Here is a 16,528-nt window from a genome sequence, read left to right on the forward strand (position 1 = left end):
ACGTCACACCTTTGCCACAGGATTTTGCTGCCGCTAAGAATTGCTCTCGTCCCCGACGGAGGTACGCAACACCGCCTCCGGTCTCGTCCTCCGTGAGGACACCTGAGCATTCGAAGAGGTAGCCCTACATGTCTGCGACTCGCATTCCCAGCCGTGTCCGTCGTCTGAACAAGGTCCAGAAGATCACTGTGGCCGGTGTGTCGGCCCTTGGCGTCGCCGCCCTGACCTTCTCTCTCGTCCCGTCGAACGCCGAGGCCGAGATAGCCCCGCAGGCCGCGACGGCCGCCGCTCCCGTGGCCTTCACCAACGCCGCGGGTTCCGCCCAGGCCAAGACCGTGCAGAACAGCATGATCGAGCAGCACTCCACCGCCGAGAAGCTGGTGAAGGCCGCCGACGCCGCCAAGGCGAAGGCCGCCGCCGAGACCAAGGCCAAGGCCGCCAAGGCGAAGGCCGCGGCCGAGGCGAAGGCCAAGGCCGCCGCCGACGCCAAGGACAAGGCCGAGAAGGCCGCCAAGGCCAAGGCGGACGCGAAGAAGCGCGCGACCGAGAAGGCCAACCGCTCCACCGCGCGCAAGCCCGTCTACGCGAACAACCTGGACGGTTGGATCCGCGAGGCCATGTCGATCATGAAGAAGGAAGGCATCCCCGGTTCCTACGAGGGGATCCACCGCAACATCATCCGTGAGTCCAGCGGTAACCGCTGGGCCATCAACAACTGGGACATCAACGCCCGGAACGGCATCCCCTCCAAGGGTCTGCTCCAGGTGATCCAGCCCACCTTCGACCGCTACCACGTGGCGGGCACCAAGAAGGACCTGTACGACCCGGTCGCCAACATCGTCGCCGCCTGCAACTACGCGGCCGACCGCTACGGCTCCATGGACAACGTGAACAGCGCGTACTGAGCCGCTGCGCCCAGCCGTACACATGCCGGAGGCCGGCACCCCGCGGGGGTGCCGGCCTCGGCGTCGTATCCGGTGTCCGGTGCCTACTTGCGCATGACCTCGGGCTCGTGGCGGCGCAGCAGTCGCGCGACCGCGATGCCGCAGATCACGCCGAGCGCGAGCAGAACCGTGATGTTGATGCCCCACTGGCCCGCGGTGTGCTCCCACAGCGGGTCGAGGTCGGTGGGCTTCTGCGGGTCCCACGGCGGCGTCAGACGCCCCAGGTCCAGCGTGGCGCCGGCCGCGGCCATCGCCCAGCGGGACGGCATCAGCCAGGCGAACTGCTCCAGGCCGGGCGACCCGTACACCTGGAAGAGCACACCGGTGAAGACGACCTGGACGATCGCGAACATCACCAGCAGCGGCATGGTCTTCTCGGCGGTCTTCACCAGCGAGGAGATGACCAGACCCACCATCATCGACGTGAAGCCCAGCGCGATGATCGAGAGGCAGACCTCGACGGCCGGAGGCATGATCAGGCCCTCGTCCGGCAGCTGGCGGGTGGCGAAGCCGATGCCGCAGATGATCACGCCCTGGAAGGCGGTGATCACGCCGAGGACGATCACCTTGGACATCAGGTACGCGGAGCGGGACAGGCCGGTGGCCCGTTCGCGCTCGTAGATGACCCGTTCCTTGATCAGCTCTCGTACGGAGTTGGCGGCGCCGGAGAAGCACATGCCGACCGCGAGGATCAGCATGATCGTCCCGGCCTTGCCGTTGAACCGGGACGGCGGGGTGGGATCGCCGAGTCCGAACTCGGCCGGGATGACCACGCTGACCACGCCCAGCACCGCGGGCAGGATCAGCATCAGGCCCATGAAGCCCTTGTCGGACGCGATGACGGAGGCGTACCTCCGGATCAGCGTCCACAGCTGTGCCATCCAGCCCTGCGGCTTCGGCGGGCGCATCTGCTGCGGGGGCGGCATGTTGACCGGCTGGGCCGCGACCGCGTCGATGTCGGCGGCGTACATCTGGTAGTGCTGCGAACCGCGCCAGCGGCCCGCCCAGTCGTAGTCGCGGTAGTTCTCGAAGGCGGAGAAGACGTCGGCCCAGCTGGTGTACCCGAAGAAGTTCAGCGCTTCCTCCGGCGGACCGAAGTAGGCGACGGAACCGCCGGGCGCCATCACGAGGAGCTTGTCGCAGATCGCCAGCTCGGCGACCGAGTGCGTGACCACGAGCACGGTTCGGCCGTCGTCGGCGAGGCCGCGCAGCAGCTGCATGACATCGCGGTCCATGCCCGGGTCGAGGCCGGAGGTCGGCTCGTCCAGGAAGATCAGCGAGGGCTTGGTGAGCAGCTCCAGGGCGACCGAGACGCGCTTGCGCTGGCCGCCGGAGAGCGAGGTGATCTTCTTGTCCTTGTGGATGTCGAGCTTGAGCTCGGCGAGGACCTCGGTGATCCGGGACTGGCGCTCGGCCTCGGTGGTGTCCGCGGGGAAGCGGAGCTTGGCCGCGTACTTGAGGGCCTTGGTGACGGTCAGTTCCTTGTGCAGGATGTCGTCCTGCGGGACCAGACCGATGCGCTGGCGCAGCTCGGCGAACTGCTTGTACAGGTTTCGGTTGTCGTAGAGGACGTCACCCTGGTTGGCGGGCCGGTAGCCGGTGAGCGCCTTGAGCAGGGTGGACTTTCCGGAACCGGACGGGCCGATGACCGCGATCAGCGACTTCTCGGGGACGCCGAAGGAGACGTCCTTGAGGATCTGCTTGCCGCCGTCGACCGTCACCGTGAGGTGGCGGGCGGAGAAGGAGACCTCACCGGTGTCGACGAACTCTTCCAGCCGGTCGCCGACCAGCCGGAACGTCGAGTGACCGACACCGACGATGTCGTTCGGGCCGATGAGGGCCGAGCCGGACTTGTGGAGCGGCAGACCGTTGACGTACGTGCCGTTGTGCGAGCCGAGGTCGCGGATCTCGAAGCGGCCGTCGGGCGTCGCGTGGAACTCGGCGTGGTTGCGGGAGACCTGGAGGTCGGAGACGACCAGCTCGTTCTCCAGCGCACGACCGATGCGCATGACCCGGCCGAGGGCCAGCTGGTGGAACGTGGTCGGGCTGCGGTCGCCGTAGACCGGCGGCGCACCCGCGGCACCGCCCTGCCCCGGACCGCCCGGCTGCCCGGGGCCCTGCTGGTGCGGCACCTGCTGACGCGGAGGCTGCTGAGGCTGCTGGTGCGGGGCCTGCTGCTGGGGCGCCTGCGGCTGCTGCCAGGCCTGCTGCGGGGCAGCAGCCTGGTGCGGAGCCGGGGCCTGATGCTGGGCCGGGGCCTGGTGTGCGGGCGCCTGCTGTCCGTGCCAGCCCGCGCCAGCGCCCTGGGGCTGCTGGTGAGGCTGCTGCACGGGAGCCTGCTGGGCGGCGGCACCGGCCGCCTGGCCGCCGGCGACCCCCGCGCCCGCGCTGAGGCTCACCCGCGGCCCGTCGGTGGCGTTGCCCAGGTGCAGCACCGAGCCGGGGCCGATCTCCACCTGCTGGATCCGCCGGCCCTGCACATAGGTGCCGTTGGTGCTGCCGTGGTCCTCGATGGACCAACTGCGTCCGCTCCAGCTGATCGTGGCATGCCGCCACGAGACCCTGGCGTCGTCGATCGACAGGTCGCCCTGCGGATCACGTCCCAGGGTGTACGTCCTGGACGGATCGAGCGTCCAGGTGCTGCCATTCAATTCCAGTACGAGTTCCGGCACTCCGCGCCCCACTAGTTGTCCCCCGTGTTACCCCCGTCGCAGGGAGTCTAGGGATGCTGAACATCGTGGGGAACTATTCCAGGACCAGTCCCCGATCGGAAAGTCGGGCGGGTGAAGACCGCGCGGAGACCTGCGCGAACACCCCGAAACCAGGGGTCGAAACACGAGTGGAACGGGCGAAGTCCGGATGAAGAGCCGGTTACCGCCCAGAGAATGTTCAGTGACGTCATAGCGGGTGATACAGGACAGCCGACATGGCGGTGCGCAAGACCCGTACCGGCCAGATCCGCGCAGCGCCGGAAGCGGTGCCCGGGTGATTCCGTCCGGCAGTCGGGACGGGCGACCGGACGAGGTCGCGGGACCGCTACGGTGGGAGCACCATGAGCGCATCTCAGCCACCTCAGCCCCTCTCGTCTCCTGAGCCCTCTGAGCCCCCTGAGCCCCGTCGGGTCGACGGGACCGGTGACGCGACCCCTCCGGGCGGCGACGCACCCACCCTTCTCGTCAAGATCTTCGGCAAGGACCGTCCGGGCATCACCGCCGGGCTCTTCGACACCCTCGCCGCGTACGCGGTGGACGTCGTGGACATCGAGCAGGTCGTCACGCGGGGCCGCATCGTGCTGTGCGCCCTGGTGACCGCTCCCACCGCGGGCGGCAGCACCGAGGGCGATCTGCGGGCGACCGTGCACAGCTGGGCCGACTCCCTGAAGCTGCAGGCCGAGATCATCTCCGGCATCGGCGACAACCGCCCCCGCGGTGACGGCCGTTCCCATGTGACGGTGCTGGGACACCCGCTCACCGCGGAGTCGACCGCCGCCATAGCGGCCACCATCACCTCGACCGGCGGAAACATCGACCGGGTCTTCCGGCTGGCGAAGTACCCGGTGACCGCCGTCGAGTTCGCGGTGTCGGGGACCGGGACCGAGGAGCTGCGGACCGCGCTGGCCACGGAGGCGGCGGAGATCGGCGTGGACGTCGCGGTGGTCTCGGCGGGGCTGAGCCGGCGGGCCCAGCGGCTGGTGGTCATGGACGTCGACTCCACGCTGATCCAGGACGAGGTGATCGAGCTCTTCGCGGCGCACGCGGGCTGCGAGGACAAGGTCGCCGAGGTGACCGAGCAGGCGATGCGCGGCGAGCTGGACTTCGAGCAGTCGCTGCACGCCCGGGTCGCACTGCTGGCCGGTCTGGACGCCTCGGTGGTGGACAAGGTCCGCGCCGAGGTACGGCTCACCCCCGGCGCCCGCACCCTGATCCGTACGCTGAAGCGGCTCGGCTATCAGGTCGGCGTGGTCTCCGGCGGCTTCACCCAGGTCACGGACGACCTGAAGGAGCGGCTCGGCCTCGACTTCGCCTCGGCCAACACCCTGGAGGTGGTGGACGGGAAGTTCACCGGCCGGGTCGTCGGCGAGGTGGTGGACCGTGCGGGCAAGGCGCGGCTGCTGCGGAGCTTCGCCGAGCAGGCGGGGGTGCCGCTGGCCCAGACGGTGGCGATCGGCGACGGGGCGAACGACCTCGACATGCTGAACGCCGCCGGGCTCGGCGTCGCGTTCAACGCCAAGCCGGTGGTCCGCGAGGCGGCGCACACCGCGGTGAACGTGCCGTTCCTGGACACCGTGCTCTATCTGCTGGGCATCACCCGCGAGGAGGTCGAGGCGGCGGACGGCCTCGTCGACTGAACCCGGACAGGTGACAGGGCCCCGGCACCGCGGCGGTGCCGGGGCCCTGTGCGTGCGCTCAGTCGTTCGGCGTCCAGTACTCGGTGAGCTTGCCGGCCCCGTGCTCCACGCTCTTCCAGGAGCCGGGGAACTCCACCACGGCGTACGCGGCGGTGGGGAAGCCGTCCCGGGTCATCCGGGCCAGGGTGTCGCCGTCGGCCGAGCCGGAGAGGGCGTCGGCGGCCCCGTGCATCCCGGGGTTGTGGCCGATCACCAGGAGGTTGCGCACCTCGTCCGGGGTCTCGTTGAACAGGGCGATCAGTTCGCCGAGGGAGGCCTCGTACAGCCTCTCCTCGTAGACGGTGCGGGGGCGCTGGGAGAATTCATGGACCGCCAGCTTCCAGGTCTCCCGTGTCCTGGCGGCACTGGAGCAGAGGGCCAGATCGAAGTCGATGCCGGAATCGGCGAGCCTGCGGCCGGCCACGGGCGCGTCCTTCCGGCCGCGCTCGGCGAGTGGGCGCTCATGATCGGAAGCCTGTGACCATTCCGCCTTGGCATGCCGGAGAAGGACGATCCTGCGAGGTGTCTCGACGCTCATACACCTCAGCTTCGCATGAAACGCGGCCTCGGGCGCAGGGTGTTGACGTGCTCGTCCGGGGAGTTGGCAGGCTGGTCCGGGGCGGCTTCGCCTCAGCGTGACAGCAGCTGGAGGGTGCGCTCGATCAGCTGTCCGAGCGCGGGGTCGCCGGTGGCGGCATGGGCCTGCCCGGGGCTGAGGATCATCAGCAGCAGGGCGGCGAAGGCGACGGCGGGCAGGGCGACGGCCCACCAGGGCAGCCGGATCTCGACACCGTCGGCGGCCGGTCGGTGGGACCTGGTGTGCGTCGGTGCCGGCATGTCCGCCTCCGTGGGTCATCGGGTCGATACCGAAGAACCTACGGACTGGAGGCGGCCGGCCCCATCCGGTGATCCACCCACTTCACCCTGACCCTGGCCCCCTAGGGGAAGGTGGGGCTAGCACCACCCCTCACCGGGACCGCCCGGGTTCTCGGGTGTCAGGGTGAGGCGATCGTGGCGATCACACCGATGACCACGGTGATGAGGAGCATCGCCCCGAACACGAGGAGAAGCTTCTTCTGGCCGTTCTGGGGATTCGGATCGAGCACTGGCATGACGTCAGTGTCGCATCTCAGCATTCGTCCTCGATCGTCCGGTCCCGGCCTGCCAGGATCCCGGCCACCATCTGGGGAATCATCAGGCCCGCCATCAGGGCGATCGGCAGTCCCCAGCCGCCGCTGTGCTGGTAGAGCACGCCGACGAGCAGCGGGCCGGGGATCGAGAGGAGGTAGCCGGTGGACTGGGCGAAGGCGGAGAGCCGGACCACGCCCGCGCCGGACCGGGCCCGCATGCCGATCATGGTGAGGGCGAGCGGGAAGGCGCAGTTGGCCACGCCGAGGAGCACGGCCCAGGCCCAGGCTCCGGCGGCGGGGGCGAGGTAGAGGCCGCCGTAGCCGATCAGGCCGCAGAGGCCGAGGACGACGACGATGGGGCCCTGCTGCTTGAGCCGGGAGGCGACCCGGGGGATGACGAAGGCGAGCGGGACGCCCATCGCCATGGTGACCGCGAGCAGGACCCCGGCGGTGCCGGCGGAGACCCCGGCGTCGCGGAAGATCTGCGGCATCCATCCCATGGTGATGTACGCGGCGGTGGCCTGGAGCCCGAAGAAGCAGGCGAGGCCCCAGGCGGTGCGGCTGCGGGTGATCTTCAGGGCCGGCGCCTCGGCGGCGTTCGCGACCGCCGGGCCCGCCTGGCCGGGGGCCGGGGTGCGGTCGCGTACGAGGACGATCCAGGGCAGCACGGCGACGGCGGCGAGCACGGCCCAGAGGGCGAGGCCGGTCTGCCAGCTGCCGCCCAGCGCCCCGGTGAGGGGGACGGTGACGGCGGCGGCCAGGGCGGTGCCGAGGGCCAGGGCCATGGAGTAGAGGCCGGTCATGGTGCCGACGCGGTCGGGGAACCAGCGCTTGACGATCACCGGCATCAGGATGTTGCTGACGGCGATGCCCATCAGGGCCAGGGCGCTGGCGGCCAGGAATCCGGCGGTGGAGCCGATGTACGGGCGGATGATCAGGCCGGCCGCGATGGCGGCCATGCCCGCGCAGACGACGGTGCCCGCGCCGAAGCGGCGGGCCAGGCGCGGTGCCATGACGCCGAAGACGGCGAAGCAGAGCGGCGGTACGGAGGTGAGGACGCCGGCCACGCTGCCGCTCATGTGCAGCCCCTCGCGGACCTCTTCGAGGAGGGCGCCGAGGCTGGTGATGGCGGGGCGGAGGTTCAGGGCGGCCAGGACGAGCCCGACGGCGATGAGGCGCAGCAGCCAGGGCGCGGGCGCCCCGTCCGTACCGGGGAGCCGTTCGGCCCGGGGGTCGTGGGAGGTGCGCGCGGCGGGGCCGCGGTCCAGGGTCGGGGTCTGCGTCTCGTCGTCCGGCATGGAGCCATCATAGAATCATGGGATGATTGATTGTCCAATCCGTTCCGTCCTCCGATCTCCCCTGATCTCCCCGGCTTCCTGAGAGAATCCGGGCCCGGACCCGACCAGCTCACGAACTAGGAGCATCATGGCGCTGACGTCTCCGCGGCGTTCGGCACTCGCCGACCAGGTGATCGCCCAGCTGAGGAACCAGATCACCTCGGGCGAGTGGCCGGTCGGCTCACGGATCCCGACCGAACCCGAACTGGTCGAGCAGCTCGGGGTGGCCCGTAACACCGTGCGCGAGGCCGTGCGGGCGCTCGCGCACAACGGGCTGCTGGACATCCGGCAGGGCTCCGGCACCTATGTGATCGCCACGAGCGAGCTGGCCGGGGTGATGCACCGCAGGTTCGCGGCCGCCGACCCCCGGCACATAGCGGAGCTGCGCTCGACGCTGGAGTCGTCGGCGGCTCGGCTGGCGGCGGCCCGGCGCACCGACCGGGATCTGCGGCAGCTGGACACCTTGATGGCGCGCCGGGAGGAGGCCTGGTCCTCGGGCGACGCGGAGGCGTTCGTGGCGGCGGACGCGACGCTGCACCTGGCGGTGGTCGCGGCCTCGCACAACGACGTCCTGACCGAGCTCTACGCCGACCTCGGCGATCTGCTGCGCGACTATCTGCGCGGCGACGTGGGTCCGGAGCTGCGGCCGGAGAACCACATGGACCACGGCCGGCTGGTCGAGGCGATCCGGGCCGGGGACGCGGAGACGGCGGCGGCCGAGGCGGCGAGCCATGCGCTGAACTGCCTGGCGGACCGGGTCTGAGGCTCTCCCCCGGGCCCGTTCACAGGGGCGCGGGGCGGTGGCTGACCCAGGCCGTGGCCACCTCTTTCCAGCAGCGGTCCTCCAGCCGTACGGTCCGGCCGGGCTCCACCGCGACCGTCGCGCCGTCCGCGTCGACGTCCCACCAGCGGTCGCACTCGGTGTGCAGCCGCACGAGGTCGGTGGAGGGGTAGGGGTTGTGGCAGTACGCGACGACCCGGGAGCCCTCTATGGACGTACGGCACTCGGAGCCGGCCGGTTCGGGCTTCGGGGGCTCCTCCCCCGTACCGGAGTCGGCCCCTCTGGCGGCGTGGACGCCCAGAGGTACGGCGAGGGCGGCGACGACCACCGGGGCGGCCAGCAGGAGACGGGTTCGGCGGCGCGTGGGACGCACGGCGATCTCCCTCCCGCAGCCTGACAAGAAGTCCGGTTCCTCCTCATTCTGCGGTGGATCGGCCGACTTTTCGACCGGAGCGGCAGCGGGCGGCCACGGACCGTGAACGGCCCCCGGCCGCGTACCGCCTCCGGAGGAACCGGGGGTACGCGGCCGGGGGCCGTCTCGCGGGGGTGGTGCGCGGTCAGGCGCCCATCATGTGCACGCCGCTGTCGACGTGGATGATCTCGCCCGTGGTGCGCGGGAAGAAGTCGGAGAGCAGGGCGACGATGCCGCGGCCGGCCGGCTCCGGGTCGGACATGTCCCAGGCGAGCGGGGCACGGTGGTTCCAGACGTCGGCCAGCTCCGAGAAGCCCGGGATGGACTTGGCGGCCATCGAGCCGATCGGGCCGGCGGAGATCAGGTTGCAGCGCAGCCCGTCCTTGCCCAGGTCACGGGCGAGGTAGCGGGAGGTGGCCTCCAGCGCGGCCTTGGCCGGGCCCATCCAGTCGTACTGCGGCCAGGCGTACTGGGCGTCGAAGGTGAGGCCGACGATCGAGCCGCCCTCGCTCATCAGCGGCTTGCAGGCCATGGCCAGCGACTTCAGCGAGAACGCCGAGACGTGCATCGCGGTGGCGACGGACTCGAACGGCGTGTTGAGGAAGTTGCCGCCGAGCGCGTCCTGCGGCGCGAAGCCGATGGAGTGGACGACGCCGTCCAGCGAGCCGAGCTCCTCGCGGACCAGGTCCGCCAGGCGGTCCAGGTGCTCCTGGTTGGTCACGTCCAGCTCGATGACCTTGGCCGGCTTCGGCAGCTTCTTGGCGATGCGCTCGGTCAGGGTGGGGCGGGGGAAGGCCGTCAGGATGACTTCGGCACCCTGCTCCTGGGCCACCTTGGCGGCGTGGAACGCGATGGACGACTCCATCAGCACCCCGGTGATCAGGATGCGCTTGCCGTCGAGAATTCCGCTCATGGTGATCAGTGACCCATGCCCAATCCGCCGTCAACGGGAATGACGGCTCCAGTGATGTACGACGCGTCGTCGGAGGCGAGGAAGCGCACCGCGGCGGCGATCTCCCCGGGCTGCGCGTAGCGGCCGAGCGGCACCTGGGACACGATGCCCTTGCGCTGCTCCTCGGTGAGCACCTGGGTCATGTCGGTGTCGACAAAACCGGGGGCGACGACGTTGAAGGTGATGTTCCGCGAGCCGAGTTCACGGGCCAGCGACCGGGCGAAGCCGACCAGCCCGGCCTTGGAGGCGGCGTAGTTGGCCTGACCGGCCGAGCCGAGGAGGCCGACGACGGAGGAGATCAGGACGACGCGGCCCTTCTTGGCGCGCAGCATGCCGCGGTTGGCGCGCTTGACGACCCGGAAGGTGCCGGTGAGGTTGGTGTCGACGACGGAGGTGAAGTCGTCCTCCGACATCCGCATCAGCAACTGGTCCTTGGTGATGCCGGCGTTGGCGACCAGCACCTCCACGGGGCCGTGCTTCTCCTCGATCTCCTTGTAGGCCTGCTCCACCTGCTCGGCGTCCGTGATGTCGCAGCGGACCGCGAGGACACCGGCCTCGGCGAGGACCTGGGGCGGCTCTCCGGAACGGTAGGTGATCGCGACCTGATCGCCGTTGTCGGCGAAGGCGCGGGCGATGGCGAGGCCGATGCCCCGGTTTCCTCCGGTGACGAGAACCGAGCGGCTCAACGGATCACCCTTTCCTTGGCTGTGTGGTACCTCGAAAACCTATCGGTACCGTGCTCCGATCGAGGAATCGGGCCCTGACAGTGGCTTGTCCGGGGTGCTGTCGGGTTCCTACAGTCCGCGGACTTGCATGGTCGGCGCACGCGTCCGCGATATCCCCCGGTGCGGTCACCCTCCGGCGTGGTTCACTGCCGTGGTGTATCGAGAAGGGAACTCCCTGTGCCCCACGAGGTAGATCAGTCATTCCTGGCCCTGCCGTCGCGCGCGCTGGCCGACGCGGCGCTCGCCCGAGCACGGGCGCTCGGCGCCACCCACGCCGACTTCCGGCTGGAGCGGGTGCGCAGCGCCTCCTGGCGGCTGCGGGACGCGCGGCCGGCCGGGGCGTCGGACAGCACGGACCTCGGTTACGCGGTCCGCGTGGTGCACGGCGGGGCGTGGGGGTTCGCCTCGGGCGTGGACCTGACGATGGACGCGGCCGCGAAGGTGGCCTCGCAGGCCGTCGCGATGGCCAAGCTGTCGGCGAAGGTGATCGCGGCCGCCGGCTCCGACGAGCTGGTGGAGCTGGCGGACGAGCCGTCGCACGGTGAGCGGACCTGGGTCTCGGCGTACGACGTCGACCCCTTCTCCGTACCGGACGAGGAGAAGGCGGCGCTGCTCGCCGAGTGGAGCGGGCGGCTGCTGGGCGCGGAGGGCGTCGCGCATGTGGACGCGTCGCTGATGGCCGTGCACGAGAACAAGTTCTACGCGGACACGGCGGGCACCGTCACCACGCAGCAACGGGTGCGGATCCACCCGCAGTTCACCGCCGTCGCGGTGGACGGCACAACCGGCGAGTTCGACTCGATGCGCACGATCGCGCCGCCGGTGGGCCGGGGCTGGGAGTATCTGACCGGCACCGGCTGGGACTGGAACGCCGAGCTGGAGGAGATCCCCGGGCTGCTCGCGGAGAAGATGCGCGCGCCGAGCGTCGAGGCGGGCGCGTACGACCTGGTCGTCGACCCGTCGAACCTGTGGCTGACCATCCACGAGTCGATCGGCCACGCCACCGAGCTGGACCGGGCGCTGGGGTACGAGGCGGCGTACGCCGGGACCTCGTTCGCCACCTTCGACCAGCTGGGCAAGCTGGCGTACGGCTCCCCCGTGATGAACGTGACGGGCGACCGCACCGCCGAGCACGGCCTCGCGACGGTCGGGTACGACGACGAGGGCGTCGAGGCGCAGTCGTGGGACCTGGTGAAGGACGGCACGCTGGTCGGCTACCAGCTGGACCGCCGGATCGCGAAGCTGACGGGCCTGGGCCGTTCCAACGGCTGCGCGTTCGCGGACTCGCCGGGCCATGTCCCCGTACAGCGCATGGCGAACGTGTCGCTCCAGCCGGATCCGGGCGGGCTGTCCACGGAGGATCTGATCGGCGGGGTCGAGCGCGGGATCTATGTGGTCGGCGACCGGTCCTGGTCGATCGACATGCAGCGCTACAACTTCCAGTTCACCGGGCAGCGCTTCTTCCGCATCGAGAACGGCCGGCTCGCCGGGCAGCTGCGCGATGTGGCGTACCAGGCGACGACCACGGACTTCTGGGGCTCGATGGAGAAGGTCGGCGGCCCCCAGACGTACGTCCTCGGCGGCGCGTTCAACTGCGGCAAGGCCCAGCCGGGCCAGGTCGCGGCGGTCTCGCACGGCTGCCCCTCCGCCCTCTTCCGGGGCGTCAACATCCTCAATACGACGCAGGAGGCCGGACGATGAGCCGCGTCAGCAAGCCGTACGAGATCGTCGAGCGGGCCCTGGAGCTGTCCACCACGGACGGCCTGGTGGTCATCGCCGACGAGGAGTCCTCCGCCAATCTGCGCTGGGCGGGCAACGCGCTCACCACGAACGGGGTGACCCGGGGGCGGACCCTGACCGTCATCGCGACCGTCGACGGCGCGCAGGGCACGGCGTCCGGCGTGGTCTCCCGGTCCGCCGTGACCACGGACGACCTGGAGCCGCTGGTGCGCGCCGCCGAGGCCGCGGCCCGGGGCGCGGGTCCGGCCGAGGACGCGCAGCCGCTGGTGAGCGGGGTGCCCTCATCCCCCGATTTCACGGACGCGCCCGCCGAGACCGGTTCGGAGGTCTTCGCGGACTTCGCCCCGGCGCTCGGCGACGCCTTCGCCCGCGCCCGCGCCGGGGGCCGCGAGCTGTACGGGTTCGCGAACCACGAGCTGACCTCCACCTACCTGGGGACGTCGACGGGGCTGCGGCTGCGCCACGACCAGCCGAACGGGACGCTGGAACTGAACGCGAAGTCGCCGGACCGGACGCGTTCGGCGTGGGCGGGCCGGGCGACCCGGGACTTCAAGGACGTCGACCCGGCGGCGATGGACGCGGAGCTGGCGCGGCGGCTGGGCTGGGCGGAGCGGCGCATCGAGCTGCCGGCCGGCCGGTACGAGACGCTGCTGCCGCCGACCGCGGTCGCCGACCTGCTGATCTACCAGCTCTGGTCGTCCACCGCGCGGGACGCGGTGGAGGGCCGGACGGTGTTCTCCACTCCGGGCGGCGGTACGCGCCTGGGCGAGCAGCTCGCCCCGCTTCCGCTGACCCTGCGCAGCGACCCGCACGCGCCGGGTCTGGAGTCGGCGCCGTTCGTGATCGCCCACTCCTCCGGCGACAGCGGTTCCGTCTTCGACAACGGGCTGCCGCTGGCCCCGACGGACTGGGTCCGGGAGGGAAGGCTGGAGCGGCTGACGACCACCCGGCACACGGCGGACCTGACCGGCCTGCCGGTCGCCCCGGGCATCGACAACCTGCTCCTGGAGGGCGGCGGCGAGAAGTCGCTGGAGGAGATGGTCGCCGCGACGACCGGCCGGGCACTGCTGCTGACCTGCCTCTGGTACATCCGCGAGGTGGACCCGGCGACGCTGCTGCTGACCGGGCTGACCCGGGACGGCGTCTATCTGGTCGAGGACGGCGAGGTGGTCGGCGAGGTGAACAACTTCCGGTTCAACGAATCGCCGGTGGACCTGCTGTCGCGGGCCTCGGAGGCGGGGCGTACGGAGAAGACGCTGCCGCGCGAGTGGGGCGACTGGTTCACCCGGGCCGCGATGCCCGCGCTGCGCATCCCGGACTTCAACATGAGCTCGGTCAGCCCGGGCGTATGACCCGCCTAGACTGAGACGTTGCAACCTCATGTTGCAATCCCATGACGCAAAACAAGGAGACACGCAACCGTGACGGACATCGTCGACGAGCTGAAGTGGCGCGGGCTGTTCGCCCAGTCCACTGACGAGGACGCATTGCGCAAGGCTCTCGCGGACGGTCCCGTCACCTTCTATTGCGGCTTCGACCCGACCGCCGCGAGCCTGCACGTGGGGCACCTGGTCCAGGTGCTCACCATGCGGCGGCTCCAGCAGGCGGGCCTGAAGCCGCTCGCGCTGGTCGGCGGGGCCACGGGGCAGATCGGTGACCCGCGGCCCACCGCCGAGCGCACGCTGAACGACCCGGAGACCATCGCGGCCTGGGTGCAGCGGCTGCGGGGGCAGATCGAGCCCTTCCTCACCTTCGAGGGCCCGAACGCGGCGACGATGGTCAACAACCTGGACTGGACCGCGGGCATGTCCGCGATCGAGTTCCTGCGGGACATCGGCAAGCACTTCCGGGTCAACAAGATGCTCACCAAGGACTCGGTCGCCCGGCGGCTGGAGTCGCAGGAGGGCATCAGCTACACCGAGTTCAGCTACCAGCTGCTCCAGGGCATGGACTTCCTGGAGCTGTACCGCCGGCACGGCTGCACCCTTCAGCAGGGCGGCAGCGACCAGTGGGGCAACCTCACCGCGGGTATCGACCTGATCCACCGGCTGGAGCCGGGGGCGGTCGTGCACGCGCTGGCGACGCCGCTGATGACGAAGGCGGACGGGACGAAGTTCGGCAAGTCCGAGAGCGGCGCCGTCTGGCTCGACCCGGAGATGACCACGCCGTACGCGTTCTACCAGTTCTGGCTGAACGTGGACGACCGGGACGTCTCCCGCTACCTGCGCATCCTCAGCTTCAGGAGCCGTGCGGAGCTGGAGGAGCTGGAGAAGCTGACCGAGGAGCGGCCGCAGGCGCGTTCGGCGCAGCGGGCGCTGGCCGAGGAGCTGACCACGCTGGTGCACGGCGGTGCGCAGTGCGCCGCCGTGATCGCGGCGTCGAAGGCGCTGTTCGGGCAGGGCGATCTGGCCGAGCTGGACGAGGCGACGCTGAGCGCGGCCCTGTCCGAGGTGCCGCATGCCACGGTCGCCGAGCTGGGTCCGCTGGTGGACCTGCTGGTGGAGGTCGGCCTGGCGCCCAGCAAGTCGGGGGCGCGGCGCACGGTCAAGGAGGGCGGCGCCTACGTGAACAACGTGAAGGTCGCCGACGGTGAGGTCGCGCCGGACGCCGGGGAGCTGCTGCACGGGCGCTGGCTGGTGCTGCGCCGGGGCAAGAAGAACCTGGCGGCCGTGGAGGTCCGTCCGGCGGGCTGACTCCCCCGGTATGACGCCGCCGCGGCCGGACACGCTGTCTCTCGCGTGTCCGGCCGCGGCGTTTCCGGGTGACCTGTGCGGGTCAGGTTCTCTGTTTCCGGTTGCCCCGGATCGCCTGCCAGGCCATGTCGCCGACGGCGACGACCGCCACGGCGCCCGCCAGCTGCAGCACATGACGGATCCAGTCGATGCCCTTGGTGTCCTCGACGCCGATCCATCCGGCCACGGCGTTGCCGAGGATGCTGCCGAGGATGCCGAACACGGCCGTCAGCCAGAGCGGGATGTCCTGCTTACCGGGCAGGATCGCTCTGGCGATGACACCGAGCACCAATCCCACGATGATTGCCCACAACCAGCTCATTTCGCCTCCTCGTACGGCGCGGAGTGCGCGTTCGCCCAGTCTTGGCCCGCCGTCCGGCCGCCGCATGCCCGGTTGGGCCGTACGGGGGACCCGGCCCGTTGCGCCGAACGCGCCCCGGTCTCCTGCTCGGCGGACGCCGGGCGTACCGTGGATGCGGCCCGGTCCGGGGAGCGTCCGGCGACGAGATCTGGTGGTGGAGCATGCTGCGGAGGAACGCGGGTCCGGAGGTCATCCGGATCACGGGCGCCCGTCAGGGGCTCACGGACGACGTCCGCGGCCGACAGCGGCGGTATGTGATCTCGATGTCGGTGCGCACGGTGTCGGTGGTGCTGGCCGCGGTGCTGTGGAACGTGGAGCGGCATGTGGCGATCGTGGCGCTCGTCCTGGGTGTGCTGCTGCCGTATGTGGCGGTGGTCATCGCCAACGCGGGGCGGGAGAACGCGACTTCGCTCCCGACGACGTTCGTGCAGATGCCGATGCGGCCCGCTCTGGAGGCCGCTCCGGTGGCCGGTTCCGCGGAGTCCGGGGCCGCCGACGGGGCGTCCGGCCGGGTCCCGCCGCCGCAGGAGCACACCTGACCTCGCGGGTACCGCGAAGCTCACGAAAAGCTCAGATCAATCATGACGTTCCGGTGCACCGCACCCCGGTCCCCGTGACATACTTCGAGTGCGCTCCGCATCCCCCGTCGGAGCGACGGACCGACGCCGGGCAGCTCCCCCCGTGGCTGCTCGGCGTCGCCCTTTCTCCGGCCGGGGATGCGTCAGGAAGCTCGCGGAGCACCTGACTTAGGCTGGGTGGCGTGATCTTTCCCGATACGTCCGCCGAGAGTCCCACCGGCGCCCCGCTCTGTTCCGCCAAGGGCTGCCGGGCCGCCGCCGTGTGGGTGCTCGCCTGGAACAACCCGAAACTGCACACGCCCGAGCGGCGCAAGACCTGGCTGGCCTGCGACGAGCACCGGGAGCATCTGTCCTCGTTCCTCGGTGTACGGGGTTTCCTCAAGGACGTCGTGGCGCTGAAGGACTGGGAGTCCGGCCCCGAGGGCTCCGAGGGCTCGCAGGGCGCCTGA

The 16,528-nt window shown here is 70.6% G+C and carries 17 protein-coding genes; 8 read left to right on the top strand and 9 right to left on the bottom strand.

Annotated elements, in window-relative coordinates:
* Positions 1 to 128 precede the first annotated feature (128 nt).
* The gene (locus KV381_RS06825) at positions 129 to 905 is read left to right on the top strand and encodes a transglycosylase SLT domain-containing protein (protein ID WP_030088567.1); all 777 of its coding nucleotides are present in this window, start codon (positions 129 to 131) and stop codon (positions 903 to 905) included.
* Between the two features lie 83 nt (positions 906 to 988).
* Here the strand turns inward: KV381_RS06825 and KV381_RS06830 are convergent, their stop codons facing one another.
* The gene (locus KV381_RS06830; protein ID WP_030088569.1) at positions 989 to 3,628 is read right to left on the bottom strand and encodes an FHA domain-containing protein; all 2,640 of its coding nucleotides are present in this window, start codon (positions 3,626 to 3,628) and stop codon (positions 989 to 991) included.
* A gap of 368 nt (positions 3,629 to 3,996) precedes the next feature.
* Between KV381_RS06830 and serB the strand changes: the two genes are divergently transcribed.
* Positions 3,997 to 5,292, top strand: coding sequence for a phosphoserine phosphatase SerB (gene serB, locus KV381_RS06835; RefSeq protein ID WP_030088571.1), 1,296 nt, complete (start codon positions 3,997 to 3,999; stop codon positions 5,290 to 5,292).
* 58 nt (positions 5,293 to 5,350) lie between these two features.
* Here serB and KV381_RS06840 read toward each other — a convergent pair whose 3' ends face one another.
* The 4 genes from KV381_RS06840 to KV381_RS06850 form a co-directional block, all read right to left on the bottom strand.
* Positions 5,351 to 5,869, bottom strand: a complete 519-nt coding sequence (locus KV381_RS06840) for a histidine phosphatase family protein (protein ID WP_030088573.1) — start codon at positions 5,867 to 5,869, stop codon at positions 5,351 to 5,353.
* Positions 5,870 to 5,961: 92 nt separating this feature from the next.
* A complete protein-coding gene (locus tag KV381_RS06845; protein WP_030627331.1) occupies positions 5,962 to 6,168 on the bottom strand; it encodes a hypothetical protein in 207 nt (68 codons plus the stop codon).
* Positions 6,169 to 6,326: 158 nt separating this feature from the next.
* Complete coding sequence (locus KV381_RS36365; protein WP_007446146.1) at positions 6,327 to 6,443, bottom strand: SGM_5486 family transporter-associated protein; 117 nt, start codon at positions 6,441 to 6,443, stop codon at positions 6,327 to 6,329.
* Positions 6,444 to 6,460: 17 nt separating this feature from the next.
* Positions 6,461 to 7,759: an MFS transporter gene (locus KV381_RS06850; RefSeq protein WP_218784907.1), complete on the bottom strand. Its 1,299-nt coding sequence runs from the start codon at positions 7,757 to 7,759 to the stop codon at positions 6,461 to 6,463.
* A 127-nt stretch (positions 7,760 to 7,886) separates the two neighbouring features.
* On the opposite strand from KV381_RS06850, the gene KV381_RS06855 reads away from it, so the two are divergent.
* The gene (locus KV381_RS06855) at positions 7,887 to 8,561 is read left to right on the top strand and encodes a FadR/GntR family transcriptional regulator (protein WP_030088579.1); all 675 of its coding nucleotides are present in this window, start codon (positions 7,887 to 7,889) and stop codon (positions 8,559 to 8,561) included.
* Between the two features lie 19 nt (positions 8,562 to 8,580).
* Here KV381_RS06855 and KV381_RS06860 read toward each other — a convergent pair whose 3' ends face one another.
* The 3 genes from KV381_RS06860 to fabG all read right to left on the bottom strand — a co-directional run bounded on the left by KV381_RS06860 (position 8,581) and on the right by fabG (position 10,629).
* The gene (locus KV381_RS06860; RefSeq protein WP_030088581.1) at positions 8,581 to 8,952 is read right to left on the bottom strand and encodes a hypothetical protein; all 372 of its coding nucleotides are present in this window, start codon (positions 8,950 to 8,952) and stop codon (positions 8,581 to 8,583) included.
* A gap of 184 nt (positions 8,953 to 9,136) precedes the next feature.
* Positions 9,137 to 9,904 carry an enoyl-ACP reductase FabI gene (gene fabI, locus KV381_RS06865; RefSeq protein ID WP_030088583.1) on the bottom strand — a complete coding sequence of 256 codons (768 nt, stop codon included), beginning with the start codon at positions 9,902 to 9,904 and terminating at the stop codon, positions 9,137 to 9,139.
* Between the two features lie 5 nt (positions 9,905 to 9,909).
* Positions 9,910 to 10,629, bottom strand: a complete 720-nt coding sequence (gene fabG / locus KV381_RS06870) for a 3-oxoacyl-[acyl-carrier-protein] reductase (RefSeq protein WP_030088585.1) — start codon at positions 10,627 to 10,629, stop codon at positions 9,910 to 9,912.
* Between the two features lie 216 nt (positions 10,630 to 10,845).
* Between fabG and KV381_RS06875 the strand changes: the two genes are divergently transcribed.
* From KV381_RS06875 to tyrS, 3 genes are all read left to right on the top strand, one after another.
* The gene (locus tag KV381_RS06875) at positions 10,846 to 12,369 is read left to right on the top strand and encodes a TldD/PmbA family protein (RefSeq protein ID WP_030088587.1); all 1,524 of its coding nucleotides are present in this window, start codon (positions 10,846 to 10,848) and stop codon (positions 12,367 to 12,369) included.
* Positions 12,366 to 13,760 (top strand): metallopeptidase TldD-related protein, encoded by a 1,395-nt coding sequence (locus tag KV381_RS06880; RefSeq protein ID WP_030088589.1) that lies wholly within the window; start codon positions 12,366 to 12,368, stop codon positions 13,758 to 13,760. Before KV381_RS06875 ends, KV381_RS06880 begins: the two co-directional genes overlap by 4 nt.
* Before the next feature lie 69 nt (positions 13,761 to 13,829).
* The gene (gene tyrS / locus KV381_RS06885) at positions 13,830 to 15,101 is read left to right on the top strand and encodes a tyrosine--tRNA ligase (protein WP_030088591.1); all 1,272 of its coding nucleotides are present in this window, start codon (positions 13,830 to 13,832) and stop codon (positions 15,099 to 15,101) included.
* 82 nt (positions 15,102 to 15,183) lie between these two features.
* Here tyrS and KV381_RS06890 read toward each other — a convergent pair whose 3' ends face one another.
* A complete protein-coding gene (locus KV381_RS06890) occupies positions 15,184 to 15,462 on the bottom strand; it encodes a GlsB/YeaQ/YmgE family stress response membrane protein (RefSeq protein ID WP_030088592.1) in 279 nt (92 codons plus the stop codon).
* Positions 15,463 to 15,662: 200 nt separating this feature from the next.
* Here KV381_RS06890 and KV381_RS06895 point away from each other — a divergent pair, with 200 nt between their 5' ends.
* Together KV381_RS06895 and KV381_RS06900 are read left to right on the top strand one after the other, a co-directional pair.
* Positions 15,663 to 16,040 carry a DUF3099 domain-containing protein gene (locus tag KV381_RS06895; protein ID WP_030088593.1) on the top strand — a complete coding sequence of 126 codons (378 nt, stop codon included), beginning with the start codon at positions 15,663 to 15,665 and terminating at the stop codon, positions 16,038 to 16,040.
* A 221-nt stretch (positions 16,041 to 16,261) separates the two neighbouring features.
* Positions 16,262 to 16,528, top strand: a complete 267-nt coding sequence (locus KV381_RS06900; RefSeq protein WP_030627341.1) for a hypothetical protein — start codon at positions 16,262 to 16,264, stop codon at positions 16,526 to 16,528.

Source organism: Streptomyces sp. WY228 (assembly GCF_019287315.1).
GTDB lineage: Bacteria > Actinomycetota > Actinomycetes > Streptomycetales > Streptomycetaceae > Streptomyces > Streptomyces caviscabies.